This window comes from Leptospira bourretii (genome assembly GCF_004770145.1).
Classification (GTDB): Bacteria; Spirochaetota; Leptospiria; order Leptospirales; family Leptospiraceae; genus Leptospira_A; species Leptospira_A bourretii.
Genome location: NZ_RQFW01000010.1, coordinates 236049 through 260480, shown reverse-complemented (window position 1 = coordinate 260480; position 24432 = coordinate 236049). Strand labels below are relative to the sequence as shown.

Annotated in this window: 22 protein-coding genes; 6 read left to right on the top strand and 16 right to left on the bottom strand. The window is 39.8% G+C overall.

The window, feature by feature from the left end; all coding sequences use genetic code 11:
• Nucleotides 1-6: 6 nt before the first annotated feature.
• From EHQ47_RS06170 to EHQ47_RS06160, 3 genes are all read left to right on the top strand, one after another.
• Nucleotides 7-252 (top strand): hypothetical protein, encoded by a 246-nt coding sequence (locus tag EHQ47_RS06170; protein WP_020777849.1) that lies wholly within the window; start codon nt 7-9, stop codon nt 250-252.
• Nucleotides 249-1427: a FliG C-terminal domain-containing protein gene (locus EHQ47_RS06165; RefSeq protein WP_208727398.1), complete on the top strand. Its 1179-nt coding sequence runs from the start codon at nt 249-251 to the stop codon at nt 1425-1427. The genes EHQ47_RS06170 and EHQ47_RS06165 overlap by 4 nt, the downstream gene beginning before the upstream one ends.
• Nucleotides 1428-1491: 64 nt before the next feature.
• Nucleotides 1492-2121 (top strand): hypothetical protein, encoded by a 630-nt coding sequence (locus tag EHQ47_RS06160; protein WP_244290238.1) that lies wholly within the window; start codon nt 1492-1494, stop codon nt 2119-2121.
• Nucleotides 2122-2332: 211 nt separating this feature from the next.
• Here the strand turns inward: EHQ47_RS06160 and glpK are convergent, their stop codons facing one another.
• Both glpK and EHQ47_RS06150 read right to left on the bottom strand, forming a co-directional pair.
• Nucleotides 2333-3829, bottom strand: a complete 1497-nt coding sequence (glpK, locus tag EHQ47_RS06155; protein WP_135776782.1) for a glycerol kinase GlpK — start codon at nt 3827-3829, stop codon at nt 2333-2335.
• Nucleotide 3830: 1 nt separating this feature from the next.
• Entirely contained in the window at nt 3831-4787 is a 957-nt protein-coding gene (locus tag EHQ47_RS06150; RefSeq protein ID WP_135747273.1) for an MBL fold metallo-hydrolase, read from the bottom strand.
• 85 nt (nt 4788-4872) lie between these two features.
• On the opposite strand from EHQ47_RS06150, the gene EHQ47_RS06145 reads away from it, so the two are divergent.
• Nucleotides 4873-5190 (top strand): STAS domain-containing protein, encoded by a 318-nt coding sequence (locus tag EHQ47_RS06145; protein ID WP_135747272.1) that lies wholly within the window; start codon nt 4873-4875, stop codon nt 5188-5190.
• 2 nt (nt 5191-5192) lie between these two features.
• Here the strand turns inward: EHQ47_RS06145 and EHQ47_RS06140 are convergent, their stop codons facing one another.
• From EHQ47_RS06140 to EHQ47_RS06095, 10 genes are all read right to left on the bottom strand, one after another.
• Nucleotides 5193-5948: a CDP-alcohol phosphatidyltransferase family protein gene (locus EHQ47_RS06140; RefSeq protein ID WP_135747271.1), complete on the bottom strand. Its 756-nt coding sequence runs from the start codon at nt 5946-5948 to the stop codon at nt 5193-5195.
• Entirely contained in the window at nt 5945-6970 is a 1026-nt protein-coding gene (gene tsaD, locus EHQ47_RS06135) for a tRNA (adenosine(37)-N6)-threonylcarbamoyltransferase complex transferase subunit TsaD (RefSeq protein ID WP_135747270.1), read from the bottom strand. The genes EHQ47_RS06140 and tsaD overlap by 4 nt, the downstream gene beginning before the upstream one ends.
• Entirely contained in the window at nt 6970-8334 is a 1365-nt protein-coding gene (locus EHQ47_RS06130) for a S41 family peptidase (RefSeq protein WP_208727403.1), read from the bottom strand. Before EHQ47_RS06130 ends, tsaD begins: the two co-directional genes overlap by 1 nt.
• 1 nt (nt 8335) lies before the next feature.
• The gene (locus EHQ47_RS06125) at nt 8336-8626 is read right to left on the bottom strand and encodes an LA_1448 family UV-C exposure upregulated protein (RefSeq protein ID WP_208721724.1); all 291 of its coding nucleotides are present in this window, start codon (nt 8624-8626) and stop codon (nt 8336-8338) included.
• Nucleotides 8627-8662: 36 nt separating this feature from the next.
• Nucleotides 8663-9271 carry a transcriptional repressor LexA gene (gene lexA, locus EHQ47_RS06120; protein ID WP_135776781.1) on the bottom strand — a complete coding sequence of 203 codons (609 nt, stop codon included), beginning with the start codon at nt 9269-9271 and terminating at the stop codon, nt 8663-8665.
• Nucleotides 9272-9321: 50 nt separating this feature from the next.
• Nucleotides 9322-10503, bottom strand: a complete 1182-nt coding sequence (locus EHQ47_RS06115) for an efflux RND transporter periplasmic adaptor subunit (protein WP_135747267.1) — start codon at nt 10501-10503, stop codon at nt 9322-9324.
• A 6-nt stretch (nt 10504-10509) separates the two neighbouring features.
• Nucleotides 10510-11835: a TolC family protein gene (locus EHQ47_RS06110; RefSeq protein ID WP_135747266.1), complete on the bottom strand. Its 1326-nt coding sequence runs from the start codon at nt 11833-11835 to the stop codon at nt 10510-10512.
• Nucleotides 11832-12455 (bottom strand): inorganic pyrophosphatase, encoded by a 624-nt coding sequence (locus EHQ47_RS06105; protein WP_135692950.1) that lies wholly within the window; start codon nt 12453-12455, stop codon nt 11832-11834. The genes EHQ47_RS06110 and EHQ47_RS06105 overlap by 4 nt, the downstream gene beginning before the upstream one ends.
• Complete coding sequence (locus tag EHQ47_RS06100) at nt 12456-15752, bottom strand: efflux RND transporter permease subunit (RefSeq protein ID WP_135747265.1); 3297 nt, start codon at nt 15750-15752, stop codon at nt 12456-12458.
• Between the two features lie 76 nt (nt 15753-15828).
• Entirely contained in the window at nt 15829-16155 is a 327-nt protein-coding gene (locus EHQ47_RS06095; protein ID WP_135692948.1) for a hypothetical protein, read from the bottom strand.
• A 152-nt stretch (nt 16156-16307) separates the two neighbouring features.
• Between EHQ47_RS06095 and EHQ47_RS06090 the strand changes: the two genes are divergently transcribed.
• Together EHQ47_RS06090 and recJ are read left to right on the top strand one after the other, a co-directional pair.
• On the top strand, nt 16308-16628 hold the full coding sequence (locus EHQ47_RS06090; RefSeq protein ID WP_135692947.1) for a bactofilin family protein: 321 nt from the start codon (nt 16308-16310) through the stop codon (nt 16626-16628).
• The gene (gene recJ / locus EHQ47_RS06085; RefSeq protein ID WP_135776780.1) at nt 16616-18586 is read left to right on the top strand and encodes a single-stranded-DNA-specific exonuclease RecJ; all 1971 of its coding nucleotides are present in this window, start codon (nt 16616-16618) and stop codon (nt 18584-18586) included. Before EHQ47_RS06090 ends, recJ begins: the two co-directional genes overlap by 13 nt.
• Before the next feature lie 92 nt (nt 18587-18678).
• Here recJ and EHQ47_RS06080 read toward each other — a convergent pair whose 3' ends face one another.
• The 4 genes from EHQ47_RS06080 to nuoL all read right to left on the bottom strand — a co-directional run bounded on the left by EHQ47_RS06080 (nt 18679) and on the right by nuoL (nt 24428).
• Nucleotides 18679-19212 (bottom strand): cupin domain-containing protein, encoded by a 534-nt coding sequence (locus EHQ47_RS06080; RefSeq protein WP_135776779.1) that lies wholly within the window; start codon nt 19210-19212, stop codon nt 18679-18681.
• 100 nt (nt 19213-19312) lie between these two features.
• Nucleotides 19313-20755 carry an NADH-quinone oxidoreductase subunit N gene (locus tag EHQ47_RS06075; RefSeq protein ID WP_135747262.1) on the bottom strand — a complete coding sequence of 481 codons (1443 nt, stop codon included), beginning with the start codon at nt 20753-20755 and terminating at the stop codon, nt 19313-19315.
• Nucleotides 20756-20758: 3 nt separating this feature from the next.
• Nucleotides 20759-22498 carry a complex I subunit 4 family protein gene (locus EHQ47_RS06070; protein WP_135747261.1) on the bottom strand — a complete coding sequence of 580 codons (1740 nt, stop codon included), beginning with the start codon at nt 22496-22498 and terminating at the stop codon, nt 20759-20761.
• A 1-nt stretch (nt 22499) separates the two neighbouring features.
• The gene (gene nuoL / locus EHQ47_RS06065) at nt 22500-24428 is read right to left on the bottom strand and encodes an NADH-quinone oxidoreductase subunit L (protein WP_135776778.1); all 1929 of its coding nucleotides are present in this window, start codon (nt 24426-24428) and stop codon (nt 22500-22502) included.
• Between the last annotated feature and the right edge of the window lie 4 nt (nt 24429-24432).

The following is a 24432-nucleotide window of genomic DNA, read 5'->3' as shown; positions in this document are numbered from 1 at the left end:
GTTCCCTTGATCCAACTAACGGAATTCGAAAAAAAACTTTTAGAAACCTTTGCCCTAAGTGATCGCGATGCGAGACGATTGTTACGAGTCATCCAAGACCTTTCGATTGTTGTGGGGATGGACCATGAAGAGATTTACGACTTCATGCGGTTTGGGGTCGAAAATGAGTTGGAAATTTTAAAAACAGATTATAATTGGGAACACTTTCGGATTCGAATTCAGAAAAAACTAAAAAAATCCCCACCCCTTTGATTTATAGACAAGGAAACAATTACCACTTCTTTTTAGCAAACGCCGACTCGGTGGCACGGTTTCAAACATCCATCGCACCCTTTTATCCGATCCCGAAAAAAAAGATTCCGGAACTTCCTTCTGTGACAACAGAACCCATTCTCTTTCCACAATTTGTATATGAACTGCACTACAATAGGCAATCCTTTGTTTCCAAATCTGTGGTCACACCGACTTACATGGGTAGCACGAAAGTTCCCTGGGATGAGGAATCCAAATCAAAACCAGGGTTTTCTTCTTTAACCAAAACAATAGGTGCTATTTGCAATTCTCCCTTCTTTTTATATCGAGGGAAACGGGATCAGTTCCAAGCGACAAAGTATCTATCCCTCAGGGACATCATAAACCCAGAACTTTCTGAAGATTCGGTACGAGAAAAAATTGAAGTATTGTATATTGATGTAAAAAGTAAAACCTATCTCTTTCGATTAGTCTCCATTCTTTTTTCAGGAAACCCAAAAGAAGAAGAAACCATTGTTTCTAATTTGTTTCGCCATGAACCCGAATTTGCCAAATTCTTAAACAAACAGATGTTTACTGTTGAAATGATTCCCATGATACATGGAAACTTTTTACAAGAGATCCTACGTGACCATGATGAAAGGTATATCAAATACATCCTTCCCAGTCTTTCCAAACCAGTATTCGATGTGATTCGGTCTTCTATCTCCAAAAATAAAATGAAACAGATTTTAGAGGGACCAACAAAAAAACCACCAGAAGGCGAAGATTTGATTTCTCTCATTGAGACGGAACTTTACAAACGGTTTGCAAGAAATATTTATTATGAAGAAGGATCCATCTTTACATACCGGGAAAAGGGAGAAGAAGAACAAAAGGAAGAAGTTCTCTTTTCCAATGCAGAAAAGTTTCAATTTTTTATCGATGGAAGTTTTCTTCTCTTTTATGGAAGGACGGCCACAAAACTTTTTTTCAAAACAAATGATTGGATGGAGAGTTTACGATTTGATTTCTTTTTATCACGAAAAGAAATCGAAACAAAAGAATTTCATAGGCTTCCCCCCGACCTACTCATTGAAATACCGTATTACCCAACAGGGATTTTTCTTGTAGGGGGAGGGATCACCAAAGAAAGGAAACCATTCGAATTTTCTCTCCTTTGGTTTGATTACTAAAATTTAATTTGAACCAATTCCTTTTTCTCTGGACTCAAATCTTTCTTTAGATCTACACTAAGACATGGACCAGGTGATCAAACCAATTCGAAACAGAAAACGTCTCCCATTTCTTCTAAGTAGTTTGTTATTTGCCAGTTACTACGTTGTGTTTTATCTAATTCCTTCACCACCAAACGAAGTAAGTCAATTATCCAAATGGATTTTGGATTGGAAAATTTACCTACAAATCGCCGATGAGATTTTAATCTTTGCAGTTCTTGCGTTCATTCCTTCAATTTATCAATTAGCAAATCCTTGGAGAAAAGAAGAACCACCCGCTGCTCTTTTTGCTTCTGGTTTGATTTTCCTTCTGGTTCTGCCAATGTTTGTCCTTGTCGATTTACTCATTGGCCGATTGGTTTATCCCGTGAATGTTTATCCTCTTGGAGAAGAGACGATTGTGTTTCTTCTTAGTTTGCAAGTAGGAACCATGCATATGATCTCACTCGTTTTGGCACTAGCCATTCTTTTATACAGCATTTCTTTTCGGAAACGAAAAGGAAGTGGATTGATTTTTGCCTTTGGAATTTTTACATTTGGATTCCAAATTCTTGCAAGTTATTCATGGATCCTTTCGCCAGAGCTTTTATTGGTTTGCCAACTCAGTTTTCCGATTTGGTTGGTGTTTGTTCAATCAGTAGAACAAGTTTGATTTATTTCATTGAATGTTTTGTAAATAAGGATGAATTGGTTTTTCATTTGCGAAATCAAATTTTGAATGATTCTTTTTATTTTCTGAATTTATATAAAATAGGAAACAAAGATAAAAAGCGGTAACGATTTTTTTATTTTGCAAATATGTTCTTTATAAATTAAAATATAAATCAATTACCGCATCTTTTACTTAAGGTACGATTCCCACTTTAGTTCCCCGTTTTCACCCGAGTGATGGCCCAATTCCATTTATCAATTTCTTCTTTTCTTTCAGGCTCTTTCATCTTAGGCAGAAACTGAGTGGTTTTGGTTTCTTCTTTGCGAAGGCTGGCGACCGATTTAAAAAATCCACGTTCGAGACCAGCAAGGTAAGCGGCACCAAGCACCGTTGTGTCGACATTCTGCGGACGAATGACTTTGGTTCCGAGAATGTCTGCTTGGAATTGCATAAGCCAAGCATTCGAAGTCGCTCCCCCATCCACACGTAAAAACTTCAAAGGTTTTCCCGTTTCTTTTTCCATTGCATTGGCAAGCTCATACGACTGTAAGGCGATGGCTTTGAGGGCTGCTCTTGTGATCTGTGCAGGCGTTGTGTCACGAGAGAGACCAAAGATAGCACCACGAGCTTCTTGGTCCCAATGCGGAGCACCCAGTCCAGCAAAAGCAGGGACAAAAACCAAATCATCTTTTGTTTTGATGGCCTTCACCAATTTTTCAGAATCTTTGGAGTATTTGAAAAATTCTAAGTTGTCACGAAGGAACTGCACCACTGCTCCTCCGATAAATACAGATCCTTCCAAACAATAGACAGTTTTTCCTTCAGGACCGAGTGCCAATGTGGTGATGAGTCCTTGGTTTGAAATTCTAAATTCATCCCCTACATTGAAGAGTAAAAAACATCCGGTTCCATAAGTGTTTTTTGCTTCTCCAGGTTCTGTACACAATTGGCCAAAGAGAGCCCCTTGTTGGTCTCCCACTAGGGAAGAAATTGGAATTCCATCGGGAAGAGATTTTACACTAGTTGTGAATCCAAATAAATTTCGAGAGTTGAATGCTTTCGGAAGCATAGACATTGGGACTCGCAAAATTTCACAAAGTTCCTCATCCCACTCTTTGGTTTGGATATTAAAAAGCAGAGTTCTTGAGGCATTGGTATGATCGGTTTTATGTTCTTTGTGACCTGTGAGTTTATATAAAAGCCAAGTGTCGATGGTTCCAAATAACAAATCGCCCTTCTCTGCTCTGGCACGAGCACCTTTTACGTTATCAAGAATCCATTGGATTTTGGTTCCAGAAAAATATGCATCCAAAACAAGACCTGTTTTGTTTCGAAAATTGGATTCGAGACTTTGTTTTTTTAAGTCCTTACAAATATCTGAAGTTCTTCGACATTGCCAGACGATAGCGTTATACACTGGTTTGCCGGTCTTTTTATCCCAAACCACTGATGTTTCTCTTTGGTTGGTGATTCCAATGGCAACAGCATCCTTTGGATTTAAGTTTCCATTTTTAATGGCTTGCCCAATCAGTTTTTGCGTTTTGGCCCAGATCTCTTCTGGATCATGTTCTACCCAACCTGGTTTTGGATAGTATTGTTTGAATTCTTGGTAAGCAGAAGAAATGACTTTTCCTTTATCGTTAAAACAAAACGTTCTGATTCCGGTAGTACCTGCATCAATTCCAATGATATAATTTTTTTTTGCCATCTTAAACCTCTATTTCCAAACCTTCATAAGCCATAATGATTTCTAATTTTCCATGGGGATCAAACATCTCTTTGTATTTGAGAGCTCGTAAGTATACTAAATCCAATTTCTCATCATCATAAGAAGGATCATGATGGAACATCACAAGTTTTTTAACCTTCGCACGAAGGGCAATGTCAGTAGCAATGGATGCCGAACTATGACCCCAGTCGATTTTCTGAAGTGATTCTTCAAAAGTATATTGTGTATCAAAAACAAGTACGTCTGCATCCCTGAAATAATCAATATAGGTATCGATATTTTCCATTTCTTCCAAATTGAATTCTGCATCGGAAGCAAAGATGATTGCCTTTCCCTCTTCCATAAACCGGTAAGAAAAACTTCCACCTGGATGTCTTACAGCTTTGCTAAAAGCTTGGATATGGGGCCCGAGAGAGATTGTTTCCCCTTCTTCAATATACTGAAAAGTTTTGTTGGCAGCGTAATGATCAAACGAAACTGGAAAATGAGTGAATACAAATTGGTGTTCTAATCTTTTTTCAGCATCGTTCATACAAGAAATAAATTCAAAATGATTGCCTGGTAAAAATAGAGGAACAAAAAAAGGAATTCCTTGGATATGATCCCAATGTGTATGAGTTAAGATCCAGTAAGCATGGCCTGTACCCTTTCCAAATTCGGAGGCCATTATTTGATTGCCAAGTTCACGTAACCCCGTTCCCCCATCGATGATGATTAAGTTGCCTTCTTTATCTCGAATTTCAACGCAGGTCGTATTACCACCGTAAGTTGATGATGAAGAAAAACTTAAAGAATTCAGGAAACTATGGATACTTTGTTCGTTTTGAATGTCCGTGGGACTTGCCAAAGAAAGAATTTTTTCGATTTTGTGTTTAACACTTTCAGGCCGAATGGGTGAACCTATGGATCCGCGGACACCCCAAAACTTGATTTTCATTGCTCTTTTTCTAGAGTCCTTTTTTGAAAAATCAAACGTTTTTTGATTGTATTTGGTTCTTTCAGATGTTGTCTTAACTGAAGTTATGTTTCAGTATGAAATCAACCGAGAGAATGACAAAGCCATAGTCCTTTTGAAAGGGTCCTTGTCCCTTCGAGACACACCCAAACTGAAAGCGGACATCAAAACCTTGATTGATACAGAAGATGTCAAGGAACTCGTTTTAGATTTTAAAAACTTAAGTTATCTAGATTCCTCCGGGATCGGAATCCTTCTCCATACTTACACTTGGACTAAGGAAAAGAAAAAACAAGTTCGTATCATCCATCTTTCCGAGGAAGTTAAAACAATCTTTACCGTAGCCAACCTTCTGGATATTTTCCAACTCAAAGAATCAGAGTAAACCTACACCCGATAGTCCTGGATGGTTTGGATGAGAAAAGATACAATTCCAGAAAATACATAAAATCCAACCGCACCATACATCACATAAGGCCAACGATAAAATCCAATGGCAAGTAGCAGAAGTCCTAAACCAAGAAGACTAATCCCTAATTTTTTCCAAGAGAAAAGTCCTCGGATAGCCACTTGTGGTTTGCTGTATCTTAATGTGGAAACCATAAGAAGTGCAGTGAATACAAAAAATACCACTGCGATCCACACAGGAACTTGAGACACAGAGAACACCAAAGGAAAAATTCCAATCACAACCCCAGCCACTGGAGACGGAAGTCCATTAAATGATTTGGGATCATGTGCCACATTAAAACGTGCTAACCTGTATGCAGCACAAATGGGATAAAGAGCAGCGATGAACATTCCTAATGGAAAATAATCAGGTTTATCAAAGATATCCAATTTGATATCGTAAAAGAACATTTTGTACGATAAAAATCCTGGTGCAATTCCAAAAGTTGTTAAGTCGGCAAGGCTATCTAGGTCAGCTCCTAATTCACTTGTACAATTCAAAGCACGAGCAGCCATTCCGTCAAAACCATCGAATAACGCAGCTAAGATGATAAACACTCCAGCAAGTGAATAAAGTTCATGAGAATTTGCCTGAGATGGATTGGTCTCTGCCACAAGAAGCATAGAGACAAATCCTAAAGTTAAATTACCCAGCGTAAGTGTATTCGGAATCCAAGTTAATTTTAGTTTCATAATATTTGTTCAAAGTTTCGTTTTGGGCTTACCTTGAAGTCGAGCCCTACAAAAGATTTTTGTTTCCAAAGGTGGTATCCAAGACATGCCACCATCGCTCCGTTATCTGTGCAGTAAATTTTTTTGCCAGGATAAAATAGGTCAAACCGAGACCTTTCCTTTTCTTTCTCCAAATTTTCCCGAAGGGTTCCGTTGGCGAGAACCCCACCCGCTGCCACAACTGTCCGAATTCCCGTTTTTTGGATGGCCTTTCGAATGTTCCGAGTGACAAGCTCAAAGGCTGTCTTTTGAAAGTAATAAGAAATTTTTTCAATAGGAGGGTCGGTTCGATTTGCCTTCAAAAAATATAAAACCGCTGTTTTTAGGCCACTATAGGAAAAACGAATCCGATCTTCTCCATCTTCCTTTAAAAGTTTTGGAAAGGGGTTTGGTTCCCCTTTTGTGGGTTGGTAGGCGTTGGCCCTAGCTTCCAGATAAGGTCCACCAGGATAAGGTAGATTCAAAACAGCACTCACCTTATCAAAAGCTTCACCAAGCGAATCATCCTGGGTATCGACAAGGATTTGCAGATCACCAAATCCTTTGTAGAGGTAAATCGAAGAATTTCCTCCCGAAAGAAGAACTCCAAGCCAAGGAAAGGGAGGGAGCTCCCTTTCTAAGCCAATCACAGCCAAATGTGCTTCCAAGTGGTTTACTGCCACAATGGGAATTCCATAAACTAGAGAAATACAACGTGCCAGTTGTGCTCCTATCATTAGCGACCCAACTAACCCAGGATAGCTGGTAACAGCCACATATTCTAAATCCGAATAAGATACACCTGCTTCTTCCATGGAGACCGCAAGAAGAGAATTGATTTTTTCTAAATGAGCTCTGGAAGCAATTTCAGGAACCACTCCCCGGTAAGGGGAATGGGAATCAATTTGGCTATAAATTTTTAAGGAAAGTAATTCCTTTCCATCCCGAACTATGGCAATGGAAGTTTCATCACAACTGGATTCGATCCCTAACCCGTAGGCCATTATTTCAAAACACGAATGGCTTCCGCAAGTTGTGTATCCAAATCCAATCGCGGTTTGGAATGGGAAGAACCAGCTCGCATTTCGTTAAAAAGAAAAATACGAATCACAGAATCAGAAATGATTAGATTTTCCTTTTTTAAAATCGCAGAAAAATCGTTCAGTGCAGCGTCGTTATATTCTGTATGTGTTTCTAAAAATGGACGAATTAAATTTTTCTTATACAATTTTTCCAAAGCATACTTTTCATCTTCACTCGCTGCTATAGGATTCACAACATAATCAGGAGTGATCCCTTTTCCATGAATGGAAATTCCAGAAGGTGTGTAGTATTTTTGAATGGTGATGGCAACCCCAGTTCCTCCTGAAAGTGGAAAAATAGACTGCACACTTCCTTTACCAAAACTTTGGGTTCCAACTACCACAGCACGTTTGTTATCTTTTAATGCACCAGCTAAAATCTCTGAAGCACTAGCCGAACCCCCATTTACCAAAATAGCAATGGGAATCTCCAAAAACTTTTTTTCTTTTTTATCAGCTTTATAACTTTTTACTAGAACTCCACCTCGTCCCTTTACGGACACAATGTCCGCATCTGGAGGTAAAAAGATATCCGCAAGGTCAATGGCTAAATCCAAAAGACCACCTGGATTCATACGAAGATCAATCACTAGTTTTTTGGCACCTGCTTCTTTCATGGCAGTCACAGCCGAAGCAAATTCTTTAGTTGTAGTTTCTTTTCCCATAAACTGAACCAATTTGATATAACCAGTTTCTGTTTCTGGAAGGTAATGTGACCTGACATATCGAATTTGAATGAGTTCTCGAACCAAATTGACAACAAATGGATCCTTGATTCCTTTTCTTTCAATCTTCATGGAAATAGAAGAACCAACTTCCCCACGCATCATAGCAATTGATTCCGATAAAGAAACAGACTTCGTACTTTTACCGTTGATTTCTATGATTTTGTCTTGGGGTTGGAGTCCGGCCTTCCAAGCCGGTGTGCCTTCGATGGGTGCTACGATGATAAATGCGTTTTCTTGGAAACTGATCTCAACTCCGATCCCACCGAAACTACCTTTGGTTTCATTTTGTAATTCACCAAATTCATCTGTGTCCAAAAATCGTGTATGTGGGTCGCCTAAACTCTGTAAGGCCCCAAGAATGGCACCTGTATAGATTTTTTTCTCTTCTTGTGGGTCTACATAATCGTTTTCGATATAGGAAACGACTTCATGTAAAATCTGTAAGTATTTTTCTCCATCAGTGGATATAGCTTTTACTTTTTCAGTGCTAACAAAAAAAACAACCGCCACCAAACAGAAGGTAACGACAGCCCAAATCAGGCGTTCCGAAACTTTGATTTTATTCATTTCCATAAATTGACTCGTATAGGTCTTTGTTTTCTTTTTTTAACATTTCTTTTGCTTCAGGGATGGACAACCGATACACATCGCAAGCTTCTTCAAAGAGAGCCATATCCGTTGGTGTAGGTCGTTTGGTATCTGCCATAAGTCCTGTTTGGATTCGGTTTTGGGCAAACCTCTCTAAAACACGTTTTAGGTCATAAGCAGAGATATCTTGTTTTTTGGGAGCGCAAGAAAGGATAAGGGATAAAATCAGAAGACTGGGCAGAAAGAAGAGATGTTTCGACATCCCTTCTAAACTCATGCCCAACCAAGCTTTGGTCAATCAGTAAATACGATAAAGACCGATTAGTTTTCCAATTATCGTAGCCTTTTTGGTACGGATTGGTTTTAATTTTGCATTTCTTGGTTCTAGGCGAATCATATCTGTTTCTTTATAAAAGACCTTGAGGGTGGCCTCGTTTTCAATCATGGCCACAACGATTTCGCCGTTCCTAGCTGTATCTTTTTTCTGGATGATGGCGATGTCCCCATCGCTAATCCCAGCTTCTACCATAGAATCTCCTTTGACCCGAAGGGCAAAGGTGCCTGGTTTTTCAGCCATTCCATCGGGAACAGCAATGTATTCCTCAATGTTTTCTTCTGCCAGGATGGGAGAACCTGCAGCGACTTGCCCGAGGAGAGGAATCCCGGAAGCTCTGACGAGGAGAGCTTCGTCCGCATTTCCTTTCAAAAGTTCAATGGCACGACTTTGGTTTTTGGAAGTCCGAATATAACCTTTTTTTTCAATGGCCTTGAGATGGTCATAGGCGCCTTTGGCAGTGATTCCAAATTGGTCGCCCATTTCACGAATGGTGGGAGGGAAACCCTTCTCGCGAACTGTGTCCGAAATGAATTGAAGGACTTGTTCCTGTTTTTCCGTGAGATCTTTCATACTAAACAGATAACTAGGAAATGGGCGTTATGTCAACAAAAAACTAGGAGTTATAATTTTAAATATTCACTTTTTAAAACAAAACTTCCTTCTTCCACAATGGCCTCACCTGATTCGACACCATTTGTGATTTCCACCCAATTGTCATAGGTTTTGCCAACCCCAATTTTTTTTGCGGAAAAGGATCCATCACTGTTACGAACAAAGATAAAATTTTCCCCTTCAATTTTATGAATACAATCTGCAGGGATCACTTTTGCCTTGTTAACCGAAGATTCTACCATTGCACCAACAACAGTTGCAGTTACACTTTGTCCTGGGCGTAATCTTCCTTTTGAGTTTCTTACTTCCAAACGAATTTCTGCTGTTTTTTTGATTGGATCAATCACATCTCCCACATGGGAAACCACAGCTTTTAAAGAGTCATCCTTCGAACCAATAGGGATTACCTTTGCTTCATTTCCCATTCGAATGGATGCCAAATCTTTTTCATATACCTCTAAGTTGATCCAAAGAACACTTAAGTCCGCAACCGTAAAAAGATTATCTCGAGCATTTACCGCTTGGCCAATGATTGCTTCTCTTTCTGTAACTGTTCCAGAAATGGGAGTTCGAATGTATAAATTTTTAGAATTATATTTCCCAGCTTCTAAATTCGCAATTTCGACTTCGTTGAGACCAAGATTTTCAAGTGCGTTTCGAGATGTTTCCATTTCAGCTTTCACTGATTTGTAATCCATTAAGGACATTTCATATTCTTTTGCAGACGTTACTTTTCTTTCGTATAAGTCTTTGGCCCTGTCCGCTTGTACTTTTAAAGCTTCAAGTCTTGCTCTTGCTTTTAGATAATTTGCTTCTGTGGTTCCCAGTTCCACAGATTGAATGGAGGCAAGAGCTGTACTTTTTTTTACATGTTCTCCTTCTTTCACAAACACCTGTACAATTCGTCCGCTGACACGAGATCCAACCTTTGCCACGCTGTTCATATCATAGGAAACAGTTCCTGGTAGTTGTAGTTCTTCTTCCAATGCCTTCTCTTCTAGATACACAACGGAAAAAGGATGGTTCTTTTGAATTTCCTGAGAGATAACGAATTTTGACTTATCTTCGGTTAAGGCCTCTGTTTTTTTACCAGACCCAAAGAACTTGGTATATCCAAAGTAAGCCAAACTTCCAACGAGTACAAGTATACTCAAAGAGCGAATATTTTTAAAATTGAATTCAGTTTTCATATAAGTTTAAAACTCCGAGCTATCCATCTTTCCGATAGAAGCTTTGTATCCTTCCAAAGCATTGTAATAGAGATAAATGATTTCATAATAACTACGAAGGACACTGAGATAGTTTTTCTCAGCTTCCAAAAAAGTTACTAAATTGGATGCACCTCGAATGTAAGCAAGCCTTGACTTCTCTTGTACCTCTTTGTTTTTTTCCAAGAGCCCCATTTTTTGGTAATCCAATAGTTGCGATTCCCGAGCCTGCAATTCTTTGATGGCTGCTGAAATTTCGGAAAGGATTTCGTTCCGTTTTGCATCCACATCAAATCCTAACTTTTTATAAGATTCTTCTGACTTTAAGATTTCCCCTTGTTTGCGATCAAATATAGGAAGTGGAGTAGCGGCATAAATTCCGGTAACATTTTCATTTCCTTTGTTTAAAAATTCGACACCCAAGGTTAAAGGTGGAATGATCTCTCGTTTTTTTAATTCGATATTCATTCGTTCCCTTTGTTGGCGAATTTTTAAAGCCACCAAATCAGGTCTTTCTTCAATGTCAAAATCGTTCAAATCAATCCCAAATTCACGTGTGGAAATAAATTCTAATCTTCCTTTGATACTCAATGGCGAATTTAAATCCGAAATCCCAATCAATACCCTAAGGTTTTTTACCACTTGGGCCCGAAGGATTCTCGCATTTCGGTATTCTCGTTCAATTTGAACACGTTCCAATGCCAAACGATCATATTCTAAAAAAGAAATATCACCTTTTTCTGCTCTGAGTTTGGTTAAGTCCAAAAGGTCTTGGTAGTTTTCCAAAAACTCTTTTTGGTAGTTGATTTGTTCCGTCACATACAGATAAGTCCAAAAGTTTTGCCTTAGTCGTAATCGGAACAAACGATCGAAGTCGCGAAAACTTGCAATCGTTGCCAAAAACTCTTGTTTGGCGACTTTTTCACGTTGAGGAATCACCCCACTCATATCAAATGGTTGGTTATAAATAAGTGAAGTTTCTGGTTTTCCTGTTGCGGCATTGGCAGAAGCTCCCATAAATTGTTGCTGCATGTTGATTATGGGATTATAATACAAACTAGCAGTAATGATATCACCACGAGCCATTCCAATATTCTGTTTTTCACGTAAATAAAGAGGATTGCTTGTGACAGCAAAGGTTTCCAATTCCTCTAAGTTCCATTTTTCTTTGGAATCTTGGGCACGGGAATCTTCCCCTAAAAAAAACAATTCATCTTTAGAATGAAGTTCATACACCGCCTTTTCTTTTGGAAAAACAGTGTATGAATGAATTCCCAAAAGGAATACAACCAAAAACTTCGTTATCGATTTCATACAGTTACAAATTTCTTTATATAATCTTCGATTCCATACTGAATCACTTTGATGGCTTCATTTCGATCGTAAACTTCAGCAATTTCTACAGTTCCTGTAGAAGGAGAATTTGGATCTAGTTTGTAAGTTAAAAAGTAATGGTGAAGTTTGTTGATAAGAGCTTTGGGAACCTCAGAAATGTCTTTGATTTGACCGAACACTTCGTCCCCTTTTAAAACAGCGACAATTTTGTCATCAGCCTCTCCCTTATCAATCATCCGAAGTCCACCAATAGGAATCACTGTAAGAATCATATTTCCGTGAGTAATGGGATTCACACTGAGAACACAAATGTCGATAGGATCGCCGTCTCCAATGATATCAGGTCTTCCCACCACATCCGAACAATGTTTGCCAGATGCTTCACCAGAATACGTTCTGGGAATGAATCCGTAAAGAGTCGGCGAACGGTTGCTATACTTTTGAGGTCTGTCCACACGGATAAAACCAGAAGCTTTATCAATTTCATATTTGACTGTGTCTTGCGGTGTGAGTTCGATAAATACATCCAACTCATCTGGTGCTTTTGGTCCAAGTTCCAATCCATGCCAAGGGTGTGCTACGTAATAATTAGGTTTCATTTAAGTCCTCTTTTTTTTAGATTTCTGATTTTGTTTATTTGTTTTGGAATCATCTTCCGTTTGTGATTCGTGATGATCCGGTTCGTAATGATGCGAATGTCCATGGGAATCGTGAATTTCAGATGCTTTGTATTTTTTCATCTCTTCTACAAAGTATTCATTCATCTTACGTTCCCTTTCCATCTGGCGAATTTCTTGTCTTTGTGCTAGTTTGACTAAAAATTCGAAAGCAATGGGAAGAAGAAAACGAGATAAGATGGTCGCCACAAGAACCCCACCCATTACCACCGTTGCCAGTGGTCTTTGCACTTCTGCTCCCGCACTGGAAGCAATGGCCATTGGCAAAAATCCAATGATGGCTACAAGCTCTGTGGTCGCTACAGCACGAAGAGTGTATACAGCAGCTTCCACCACAGCTTTCGAAGGATCTCGGGTGACTTTCAATTGGTCTTTGAGTGCTGATGCGTATACAACCCCGTTTAACACCGATATACCGGCAGCCGCAATGAATCCAACACCTGCCGGAATGGAAAAGGGAAGGCCGCGGAGCACAAGGGAAAGGATTCCACCGGAAAGTGATAACGGCACTAAAATAAAAACTCCCAATGCATAGTAAACACTTCCAAAGGCGATAAATAACATCGCAAAAATAATGGCACCTGCAATGGGAATCACGATGGCTAGCCTGTTCTTCGCACGAGTGAAGTTTTCAAACTGGCCACCCCAATCCACATAATACCCTTGAGGAAGTCCTGATTCAATCGACTCAGTAGCCGCTTGGACATCATTCACAAATCCAATCATATCTCGTCCACGAACGTTCACTTCCACAAGGATCCTTCGTTTTAGACCTTCGTGATAAAGTGCGGCTGGACCTTCTGTCATCATAATATCTGTGACTTGTCCAAGAGGAACCGTTCCACCAAGTTCAGTCATTACGGGAACGTTTTCAATGACACCAATGTCTGTTACGTCAGCATCCAAACGAACAATGAGATCAAATCGTTTGTAACCTTCGTAAACTTTTCCTGCATTGGCACCCACCCGAAGTGTTTCAATGGTAGTGAGAATTTCTTCTGCACGAACTCCATAGCGGGCCATGTTTCCACGATTCATTTTAATTTCGAGAAGTGGTAAACCTAAAAGTTTTTGGACTCGTAAGTCAGCAGCTCCCTGGATTTTTTTGATTTTGGATGCATAATTGTCTGCAATGGATTTGAGTGTTTTTAAATCATCACCATAAATTTTAATCACAATATCTGCTTTGGAACCGGATAACAATGCGTTCACGCGGTTTTCAATCGGTTGTGATAAACTAATGTAGGAAGAAGGAACATTGTTGTTCACAGAGTTTTTCATGAGCTCCATCAGCTCTTCCCTGTCATGTGCTGAAACCCATTCTTTTCGGGGTTTCAATTTCACCATCATCTCCCCTTCTTCCGACCCAATGGGTTCTGCCGCAGACTCACCCCGGCCTTGCCTCGAAACCACACTCACTGCTTCTGGAAATTTCAAAATCACCTTTTCCATTTCCAAATTCAAATCACGAGAGTGATTGATGGCAGTAGAAGGCAATCGTTTGATATCGATCGCAATTTCTCCTTCATCAATCCTTGGTAAAAATTCGGAACCAAGAGTGGATGCGAGCATAAAGGATAACAAAACAACTCCAATCCCCGCATAAGTGAATTGGCGTTTGAACTTCATCCCATAAGTCAGAACTTCCGCATATTTAGTTTGAAACTTTTCCCAAAATGCAGACTCGTGCAAAATTGGTTTTTTATAAATATAGGACATGAGGGCTGGGAAAGTGGTAATGGAATAAAGGAGGGCAGCACCTAACGCAAATGCTACGGTAATTGCCATCGGACGGAACATCCTACCTTCCACACCTTCGAGTGTCATGAGTGGTAAATAAACGAGTAAAATAATTCCCACACTAAATGCGGAAGCCCTGACTACTTTGATACAAGACTCCATGATCACTTCTTCCATTCCATCTTCCATGTCTTGGGCTGAAGTTTTCGAAAGTAGGAAACTCTTACGCAGTAAAAATCCATGAAGTGTGGATTCTAACATCACGATGGAACCATCCACTAAAAGACCAAAGTCGAGAGCACCGAGAGACATCAAGTTTCCGACAATCCCAAAGGCATTCATAAGAATTGTGGCCACCATCATAGAAACTGGAATCGCAAGTGCAACGGCAAAGGCACCCTTCACCGTTCCTAAGGTTAGAATCAAACAAACAAGTACAATGATAGCTGCTTCCACCAAATTGGTAAATACTGTGGAAAGAGTTCGACCAATGAATTCCGACCGGTCATAATACACTTGGATCTTCATCCCTTGGGGAAGACGAGATTCAATTTCTTTCATTTTTTCTTTGACTCGACTCACCACTTGGAGGGAGTTACTACCGAGTAACATCATCGCAGTCCCACCCACAACTTCGCGTTTGCCGTTCATTGTGCTTAGTCCAAAACGAAGTGCTGGTCCCGTTTCTACTCTTGCAATTTGACCCAGTGTCAAAGGAATCCCATCTCTTGAAGTTCGAACAGAAAGTCTTGCAATGTCATCAATGGACTTAAATTGGCTTTCGCCTCGAATCACAAATTGTTCTTCGCCTTTTTGGATGTACCCACCACCTAAGTTGACATTGGCACCTTCCAGAGCTTCTGTGATATGAGAAAGTGTTAAATTATGAGATAACAGGCGTTTGGGGTCAATTTTGATTTGAAACTGTTTGGCATCTCCCCCTACCACGTTCACATCAATGATCCCTTTCACAGAACGAAGTTGTCTTGCCACTTCCCATTCCATCACCGTTCTTAGTTCTTCCGGAGAATGGCTTTCCGATACTAGAGCAAATTCATAAATATCACCAAGACCTGTGGCTATCGGAGAAAGTTCCGGTCTTCCATATGATTTGGGGATAAAGTTCTCTGCTTGTTTGAGCCTTTCATTCACAAGTTGCCTTGCAAAATAAATATCTGTTCCATCTTCAAAGATAACGGTTACAGAACTGACACCCGTTCTTGAAATGGAACGAATCTCTGTGACCTTGGGCATCCCGTTAAACTCAAGTTCAATGGGATAGGTGATAAATTGTTCTACTTCTAAAGGAGAAAGACCAGGAACCGAAGTCACTGCCGACACCTGAACGTTTGTCACATCAGGAATGGCATCGATCGAAAGATGAAGCGCATTGTAAAAACCAACAACGGTAAGCGCTACTGTCAAAACGAGTACGGTTGCTCGTTTGTGAATGGAAAACTGAATGATTTTTTCTAACATAATTCCTTATTCAAATTGAATACACCCCCAAAACCTGTATCGGTTTGGGGACTTATGACTAATCTACATGCAACGATTAAGCCAAAACAGGAGGTGGGAGGTAAAGAAAGTGAAATAAGATAAGAATTTCATGAAAAAAAGCAGGTTCTGTCGAAATTGCCGACCAACGAATGACTGAAACTTTCACGGGGGACTCTTCTCTGCGAGAAGGAACCAGTTTCAAAACTTGGTTGGATTCTTTAGAGGAAGTCAGAACACGAGTCGTTTCTTCCAACTCGTAAGATTGGTATTGAAAATCCAGATCTTCGAGAGGAGAAACAAACCGGTCGTCGACCAGATTCAGATTGATGAAAACCGCTAAAAGTAGGATGAACCCTGACTTCCAGAAGCGCCTAATTTTCACTGTTTTTTCCTATTCTTGAGACCCAGGTTCAAGAATCGACCTAGAGACTCAAGTGAAAACCCCGGAAATATGAACTTTTTTCCATTTCCTTTTGATGACAAATACTTGTGTAGTTGCCAAAACACGTGAGTCAAACAAGACTATCCCTACCGATGAAAGACGAATCTATAGACACCATCATTAGCGACGACATTACGTTTCGCGGAACCCTTTCCTTCAACCAAACACTAAAAATCAAAGGTCAGTTCAAAGGCACAATCACTTCTCAAGGCAAACTCATCATTGATGAAACAGGTGACGTAGAAGCCGATGTGGAAGTAGGAAGCCTTGTGGTGCAAGGAAACCTAAAAGGAAACGTTGATGCAAAAGAAAAGGTAGAACTGAAAAAAAATGGTAAGGTCGTTGGAGATATCAAAACACCGGGACTCGAAGTAGAATTCGGTTCCAAAATTATTGGCAATTGCATCATGTAACCAAGGTTCACTTCGGGCCATTACTTTCCGAAGTTCGAACCAAAGTTGATTCCAAACGCCCCCTCTTACGTTACTTAGTCGATAAAAGAGAGGGCCTTCGCAACATTCACCCCAAAGAACTGCTAAGTTCTGACTTTTCTTGTTTGCATTCCCCCTTCTCCCTTCCCGATCTTTCTATGGCAGTAGAACTACTTCTCTCATTTGTGAAAGATGGAAAAAAAATCCTCCTCTATGGTGATAGGGATTCTGATGGAGTGAGTTCCACTTGTTTACTAGCATTCTTTTTAAAATCCCATCCAAGCTTTTCTTCCATCAATTTAGAAGTGATGGTTTCTTCCGAAAGTGATCCTTACGGACTTTGTAAAGAAGCCCTCGTAAAAATAAAAAAAGCAAAACCTGACCTTCTTGTGACACTGGACTTTGGCTCAAGCCAGGCCGATGAAATCGAAGAACTTACGAATACAGGAATTAAGGTAATTGTTCTTGACCACCATGAAGTTCCCGTTCGTATCCCAACAAACTGTGCTTTGGTGAATCCGAGAAGGACAGACTCCCTATACCCTGAAAAAAAAATCTGCACGGCAGTGCTTTCCTTTAAATTAGTATCTGCCATTTTATTCCGACAAAGTGATGAATTTGGAAAAGTTTATAAAAAAATTGAGTTTAAAGAAGAAACCGGACAAAACCAAATCACTTATTTTCAGAATGGAATCAAACTGACAAATGAAACTTTCACCTCACTATCATTAGATGAAAGTTCAATATCCCCTTACCCGGAGGACTTTGCCACGAAGGTCCCAGTGGATGAAGAAAGAAAACTTTTCTTTTACCAATGTTCCAAGATCCCTGAGTTTTTTTCTGGATTAGAAGAAGAAACAGACCTTGCCGGAATTGGAACCATTACCGATATGATGCCCCTTGTGGGTGAAAATAGGCATTTTGTCAAACTTGCCTTAAACTCGCTTACCAAACTCTATGTTGGTGATAAAAAAAGAAAAGGTTTATCGGAACTATTAAAAGAACTGAAACTAAGCCCCCAAGGTGTGACCACAAAAGATTTAGGTTGGTCGATAGGCCCCGTCCTAAATTCGGCAGGCCGAATGGGAAAAACGGAAGAAGCTGTTTCTTTATTATTATCGGAAACAACTACAGAGGCAAAAACAAAGGCCAAACAACTCCTTTCCATCAATGAAGAAAGAAAAGAAAGAACCAAACGCAATATGGACCGCGTCGAACGTTATTTTCTAAGAAAACCAGAAAGAACCTCGCACGAACTTGTGTTTTGTTATGAACCAGATATGGAACCTGGGGTCAGCGGAATTGTAGCCACAAGGATGGTGGATACTTATAAAAAACCTGCCATTTTTCTTGCACCTGACAATGGTGATGCGAGAGGAAGCATTCGTTCCTATGGCCCCGAAAATGTATTAGAACTATTAGAATCTCTCGCCGACCATTTTCTACACTTCGGTGGGCACCCGGAAGCGGGAGGGTTTTCTATCAAAATCGATCAAATCCCGGCCTTTGAATCGGCATTGTATACGGCTGCTAAAAATTGGCTTTCTGTTGACAAAGATAAACCAAATGTCCATTCCATTGATACGGATTTTACTGTTCTCGCCGAAGAAATCGGAGAAAGGTTACTCAAGGAATGGAAAGACCTCGAACCCTTTGGCCAAGGAAATCCAGATATCAAACTTGCGATTAAAAATGCAAAGGCAATCCACCTAACTCCACTCAGTGGAGGAAAACATGTTCGATTCCATTTGATTGGGAGTGGTTCCTTAAAGTATATGATTTGGAACAAGGGTGAAGAATTCCAAAAGTTTATGTCAGAACATGGAAGTTTTGATTTGGTAGGAAGTTTGGAAGAGAATTTTTACCAAGGAAGGACCACTCTTCAATTTATCGTCGAGTGGTTTGGAATCACGGCAGAGAACCCTGCTGTATCAATCTAAAAAAAAAATAAGCAAACGATTAGAAACTCTCTAAGGTTTCTTTTTTTTTGCAAGTTGGAATCCCTTCAAAAGAGAAGAGATTCTTTCCTCCATCAAACATTGATTAAAACTTTTGATTCATCCACATAAACAGGAGTCCATCCTGAATTGTCTTTAAAATAACGAACTGCTTTGATTCTTAAGTTTTTGTCGAGGGTAAACCAGTGGTTGGTATTGGCAGGGATCGAAATGAAATCACCTTTACTCACATGTACTTCGAATCTTTCTCCATCAATGATGAATCCGAAAATCCCACTTCCATCTATGATATAACGGACTTCTTCATCCGTATGGATATGAAGTTTGTCAAATTTTGCTAACATGTCTTGGATTCCAGGAACTTCGTCATGCAGGACAACAAGATCATTGGCCTTATAACCATGTTCTTTCTTTAGTTGGTCAAATCGATATTCCAATCCGGAGAGGACTTCTGCTTTTTCCGCATCATTTAAGCCCTTTTGAGCAAGGATGAGATCCAAAGTTTCAGGTGTTTTATAGAATTCATAAACGAGTCCCTTGGCACCAAGGAAATCTTTCATTGCTACAGGATCCTTTAGAGTTTCTGTCTTTCTTAGAATGGTTGCCATGCGAATTACCTACTTATGGACAAGCCTCTAGATCCCTTTGCACGAATCAATTCGTTTTTCGCTATCCTAGAAGTATTTCTGCTATAGCAGATTTAACGACCTATAACAGTGCGCCTGGTTGGAAAAAGACCCAACCCACTGTAAAAAACAAACTCAAAAGAAATACCAAAAATCCTAGGGTTGGCATATTCGGAAGGTCACGAACACCTGCCACAGCTCCCGTCTCTTGTTTCATATAGGATTGGATGGTGATTTTCATGTAGTAGTAGAAGGCCACACAAGAGTTTGCCACTGCCCCAAAAAGAAGGAAACGATTGAATAATAAATCCGATTCTGCAATTTTTTGCAAAAGGAAAAGTTTGGTCCAAAATCCAATGAGGGGCGGAAAGCCAGCAAATGCTAAAAAGATAATGGAAAGAGAAAGAGCTGTTAACGGATGTTCTGCGCTCAAATGGGCAATCCCATTGACGGTCACTTCATGTTTGCCTTGTTCCAAATAGGAAATGATGGCAAAAGCAGCTAAATTTAATAAAGAATAAGAAAATAGATAATACAAGGCTTCGAGGCCCGCCCCACAAGCAATCCCTGCCACAATATATCCAGCATGAGAAATTGAAGAGTAAGCTAACATTCGTTTGAGATTCTCTTGTTTGAGAGCTACAATATTTCCCCAAGTCATGGAAACAAGGGCAATCACTCCCATTAAAACCTTCCATGAATCTCCCATCTCCCCTACAGGGATATGATTGAATAATACAATCATTAGCCCAAGTGCCGATGCCTTTCCCGCACTTGCCATAAAACCAGTTATGGGTGTTTGTGCACCTTCATACACATCAGGTGTCCAGGAATGAAATGGAACAAGAGCCGCTTTAAAAGACACTCCCACCAAAAAAAGTCCAAATCCTAACTTTGAAAAATTGGATTCATATCCTTTTAGAAACAACCCACGCAGTGCTCCGTCTAGGTTTGTGGTTCCTGAACCACCATATAAAAAAGCAATTCCTAGTAACATAAACCCAGAACTAAAGGTTCCGAGTAAAAAGTATTTCATGGCACTTTCTAAAGAAGACACAGAAGAACGAGCCATTCCGATCATCACATAGAGAGCAAGGGAAAGGATTTCTAATCCAACAAAGATGACAATAAAATCATATCCAGAAGTAAGAAACATCATCCCTGACAAACAAAAAAGAAGAAGGGGAAAAAACTCAGGAAACAATGTTTTGTGTTGTGCAAGAAATGGTGGAGCAATGAGTAAAGTGATAAGACCCGCAATCAAATAAATTGCACTCAGCCAAACCGTAAGGGGACTTAGGGAGATCTGTGATCCAAAAAATTTGCCATACCCAGGAGATCCTGTTGTATGATACAGAGCATACATAGCGCCAAGAATTCCTAGAACCGAAAGTATCCATAGTGGTTTGGAATCATCCTCTTTCGGAACAAGAAACTGAACAACCAGAGAAAGTAAAGCCACTCCACATAAAATCAACATGGGAGAGATTGCTATTAAATCATTTGAGGAAGGAGTATATGACATGGGTTAGTTTCCTATTTTCTCTTTTTGGATTGGTTCCAAGTCAAAATCAGACTCAATGGACTTTTCTAAATTTTCCAAGTTTTCGTTCAAATTCGGTTTGTTTTCTTTCACAGAAAGAAAAGTAGGAAGTGCATACTTCGATTGAAAAGACCCCAACCTTTCTTCAAAAGACAAAGGTTCTTTTCCTAAACTTGAATAATCAGAAAACTGCCGACTTACATTTCCACCCAGGAAATCTTTTTGAATGTCCTTTCTTTCTGTTATGGATTGTACGGATGCTGAATTCAAATATACATTGGAGGAAGATTGTAAAATTTCTAAAAATGGTTTTGGATAAATTCCAATCCAAAAGATAAAAAGAACCAAAGGAGATAAAATTCCCACTTCTCTAAATGTTAGATCTTTATATGGTTTTGCTTGGATGGTTTTACTCACACCAAATAGGAAACGTTTTACAAACCAGAGTAAATAAAGAGCTCCAAGAACCACACCTGTTGCGGCAATGCCACCGAGCCAAATATTGGATTTGATGGCTCCCATAAGGATGAGAAACTCACCCACAAATCCATTGGTTCCCGGAAGACCCACAGAAGATAGAACCGCTATGAGAAAAAAAGTAGAAAACACAGGCATCTGACCTGCAAGTCCACCGAACTCGGCAATGTTTCTTGTATGAGCTCTTTCATAAATCATCCCGATCATAAGAAAGATCATCCCAGTGGATACACCATGAGATACCATTTGTAACATCCCACCCACAACTCCTTCGTTTGTAAAAGAGAAGAGACCCAAGATACAAAATCCCAAATGAGAAAGGGAACTATAAGCAATGATACGTTTGATATCTGTTTGGACAAGGGCAGCCATTGAACCGTACACAATACCGATGACAGCAAGGATTTGGACCCAATTTTGAGAAAGTAAACTTGGTTCTGGAAAAAAAGGAATACAAAACCGAATGAAACCATAAGCCCCGATTTTGAGTAATACACCTGCCAAGTCCACCGAACCAACAGTAGGCGCCTGTGTATGGACATCCGGCATCCAAGTATGGAAAGGGAAAAGTGGGATTTTGATCGCAAATGCTAGAAAAAAACTAAAAAACAAAAACCATTGCAAGGGTTCGGAATACATTCCAAGACTTGCTGTCGACAAGGACTCAATCGATGTTTTTCCTGTTTTGAAATAAAGGGTGAGTATACCACCTAACATAAACAAGGAACCGGCCATAGAAAATAAAAAGTATTTTAAAGCAGCTTTGGTTCTTTCTTCCCCACCCCAAATTCCAATCATCAGAACCATCGGTAATACCATAAGTTCCCAAAAAACATAATAAAGGACAAGGTTACCGGCAGCAAAAACCCCAAGGACTGCTGTTTCCAAAACAAGTAAACAAATATGGAACTCTTTGATTTTTTTAGGAATATTGGACCAAGAGGCAATACTCGAAAGAAAAAACATAAAGGCAGTTAAGGCAAATAAAAGAAGGGAAATCCCATCAAGACCTACATGGTAGTCAACACTGAGTTTGCCAGAAAGAATCCAATCAGGAATCCAATGCACAAATTGTAATCCTGACTTAGTGGAATCAAAAAAGAAAAAGAGCCCTACGGAGAGGATGGTTGTAAATGCAGACGAAAGTGCCGAGATGACAACAACTGCCCCTACTCGTTTTTGGAATACAATGAGTAAAGAGGATAGAATTGGTAAAAAGATAATGATCGATAAAATTTGTTCCGGCACCTTACACCCCCCTCGTTAATAGATACACTAAAATACAAAATGTACCAATGACAACATACAAGGCGTAATCGCCAATAAATCCTGATTGGAGCCTTCGTAAACCATTGGCAATCACACCAAAACTCCCACCAATTCCCAAAAAGAATCGATCGAGGATCTTGGTATCAAAAAAGAAAGCCACTCCTCTTGATAAAAAAAGAAAGGGCCTCACAAATAGAAAATCATAGATTTCATCGATATAGTATTTATGAAAAAGGATCTTTCGAAATCCTGTATGTTCTTCCAAAATCGGACTTGGTTTTCTTTGGTAGAGAAAAAAAGCGAGGATTAGTCCAATGGTGGCAATACAGACAGAAAACCCAGCTAATGAAAGTTCTACGTCATGAACCAGAGTCTTGTGTTCCGCTAAAGTTCCCTGAAGAGAAGCCAATTCATACCCTTTTGACAATACAGGAGCAAAAAATCTTTCTAACGCATCAATATGTAAAAAGAAATGTGGGGTCTGTAAAAAACCGGCAACCACGGCACCTGTCGCAAGAATCACAAGTGGCAAGGTCATTGTCCAAGGAGATTCATGAACTTTGTGATGTGAGTCCGTGTTGTCTTTTCCAAAGAATACAACAAAGACAAGTCGGAACATATAAAACGAAGTGAAAAAGGCAGCTACAATGCCCATTGTCCAAAGGATAGAACCAAACGCACCGTAGGTGTAGGCCTTTTCTAAAATTAAATCTTTTGAGAAAAATCCAGAGAAAGGAAAAAATCCTGCAATGGCAAGAGTTCCCAGTAAAAAAGTAAAAGATGTAATTTTGATTTTTCCGAAAAGTCCACCCATATGTTTGATGTTTTGTTCGTGGTGGAGGGCGTGAATCACTGAACCTGCACCAAGAAACAATAAGGCTTTAAAAAAGGCATGTGTCATTAAGTGGAAAAGTCCTGCCACATAACTCATACTACCCATGGCAAGAAACATAAATCCAAGTTGTGAAACTGTTGAGTAAGCTAGAATTTTTTTGATATCGTTTTGCAAAGTTCCAATGGTGGCGGCAAAAAGTGCGGTCACTGCCCCAATGATGGCGATGAAAAGAGAAGTTTCCGGTGCGAGTAAAAATACAAAGTTAAGTCTAGCAATGAGAAATATCCCCGCCGTTACCATTGTCGCCGCATGGATGAGAGCAGAAACCGGCGTGGGTCCTGCCATCGCATCAGGCAACCAAACATACAAGGGAATTTGAGCTGACTTACCCATAGCTGCAACAAAGAAAAAAAGTGCTACAATATTTGCATAATTTGCAAACTCACTCATCTCACTTAAATTGGTTTGGAGTTGTAAGTATTGTAAACTACCACCTAACCAAAACAAGAATCCCGTGCCTAAAATAAAACCAACGTCACCAATTCGGTTTAGGATGAATGCTTTCATCCCCGCTTCGGCTGCAGAACTTTTATCGTAGTCAAACCCAATCAGTAAATAAGAAGATAAACCAACTCCTTCCCAACCAAGAAAGGTAAGCACTAGGTTGTCACTTAATACCAAGTTTAACATACAAAATATGAATAAATTCAAATAGGCAAAAAATCGGTTATATCCCGCATTCCCTTTCATATAACCCATCGAGTACAAATGGATGAGAGATCCAATACCTGTGATGATCAGAGTCATATAAAGAGAGAGTTGGTCGATTTGGTAACCAAAAGAAGATTTAAAATTACCGACAACGATCCAGTCAAAAACAGGAACCAAGTGTGGTGCCGTTCTTTCCATTGGCCGAAATTCGTTAAACGCACCTAAGGTGATAAGAAAAGGAATGAACACAGCCAAGGTCCCAATGGCACCGGCAAACCGATGAGGGATCCGATCTTTTAAAAGACCGTTGTGTAAAAAACCAAGAAGAGGAAGAAGGACAACTAACGGGAATAAATCTAACATAGGA

Excerpts from the sequence above, each read along its gene's own strand:
- nuoL (WP_135776778.1), bottom strand. The coding sequence starts at position 24,428 with ATGTTAGATTTATTCCCGTTAGTTGTCCTTCTTCCTCTTCTTGGTTTT.
- EHQ47_RS06145 (WP_135747272.1), top strand. The coding sequence starts at position 4,873 with ATGTTTCAGTATGAAATCAACCGAGAGAATGACAAAGCCATAGTCCTT.
- EHQ47_RS06090 (WP_135692947.1), top strand. The coding sequence starts at position 16,308 with ATGAAAGACGAATCTATAGACACCATCATTAGCGACGACATTACGTTT.
- EHQ47_RS06080 (WP_135776779.1), bottom strand. The coding sequence starts at position 19,212 with ATGGCAACCATTCTAAGAAAGACAGAAACTCTAAAGGATCCTGTAGCA.
- EHQ47_RS06125 (WP_208721724.1), bottom strand. The coding sequence starts at position 8,626 with ATGTCGAAACATCTCTTCTTTCTGCCCAGTCTTCTGATTTTATCCCTT.
- EHQ47_RS06160 (WP_244290238.1), top strand. The coding sequence starts at position 1,492 with ATGGACCAGGTGATCAAACCAATTCGAAACAGAAAACGTCTCCCATTT.
- glpK (WP_135776782.1), bottom strand. The coding sequence starts at position 3,829 with ATGGCAAAAAAAAATTATATCATTGGAATTGATGCAGGTACTACCGGA.
- EHQ47_RS06115 (WP_135747267.1), bottom strand. The coding sequence starts at position 10,503 with ATGAAAACTGAATTCAATTTTAAAAATATTCGCTCTTTGAGTATACTT.
- lexA (WP_135776781.1), bottom strand. The coding sequence starts at position 9,271 with ATGAAAGATCTCACGGAAAAACAGGAACAAGTCCTTCAATTCATTTCG.
- EHQ47_RS06150 (WP_135747273.1), bottom strand. The coding sequence starts at position 4,787 with ATGAAAATCAAGTTTTGGGGTGTCCGCGGATCCATAGGTTCACCCATT.
- EHQ47_RS06105 (WP_135692950.1), bottom strand. The coding sequence starts at position 12,455 with ATGAAACCTAATTATTACGTAGCACACCCTTGGCATGGATTGGAACTT.
- EHQ47_RS06140 (WP_135747271.1), bottom strand. The coding sequence starts at position 5,948 with ATGAAACTAAAATTAACTTGGATTCCGAATACACTTACGCTGGGTAAT.
- EHQ47_RS06110 (WP_135747266.1), bottom strand. The coding sequence starts at position 11,835 with ATGAAATCGATAACGAAGTTTTTGGTTGTATTCCTTTTGGGAATTCAT.
- EHQ47_RS06075 (WP_135747262.1), bottom strand. The coding sequence starts at position 20,755 with ATGTCATATACTCCTTCCTCAAATGATTTAATAGCAATCTCTCCCATG.
- EHQ47_RS06100 (WP_135747265.1), bottom strand. The coding sequence starts at position 15,752 with ATGTTAGAAAAAATCATTCAGTTTTCCATTCACAAACGAGCAACCGTA.
- tsaD (WP_135747270.1), bottom strand. The coding sequence starts at position 6,970 with ATGGCCTACGGGTTAGGGATCGAATCCAGTTGTGATGAAACTTCCATT.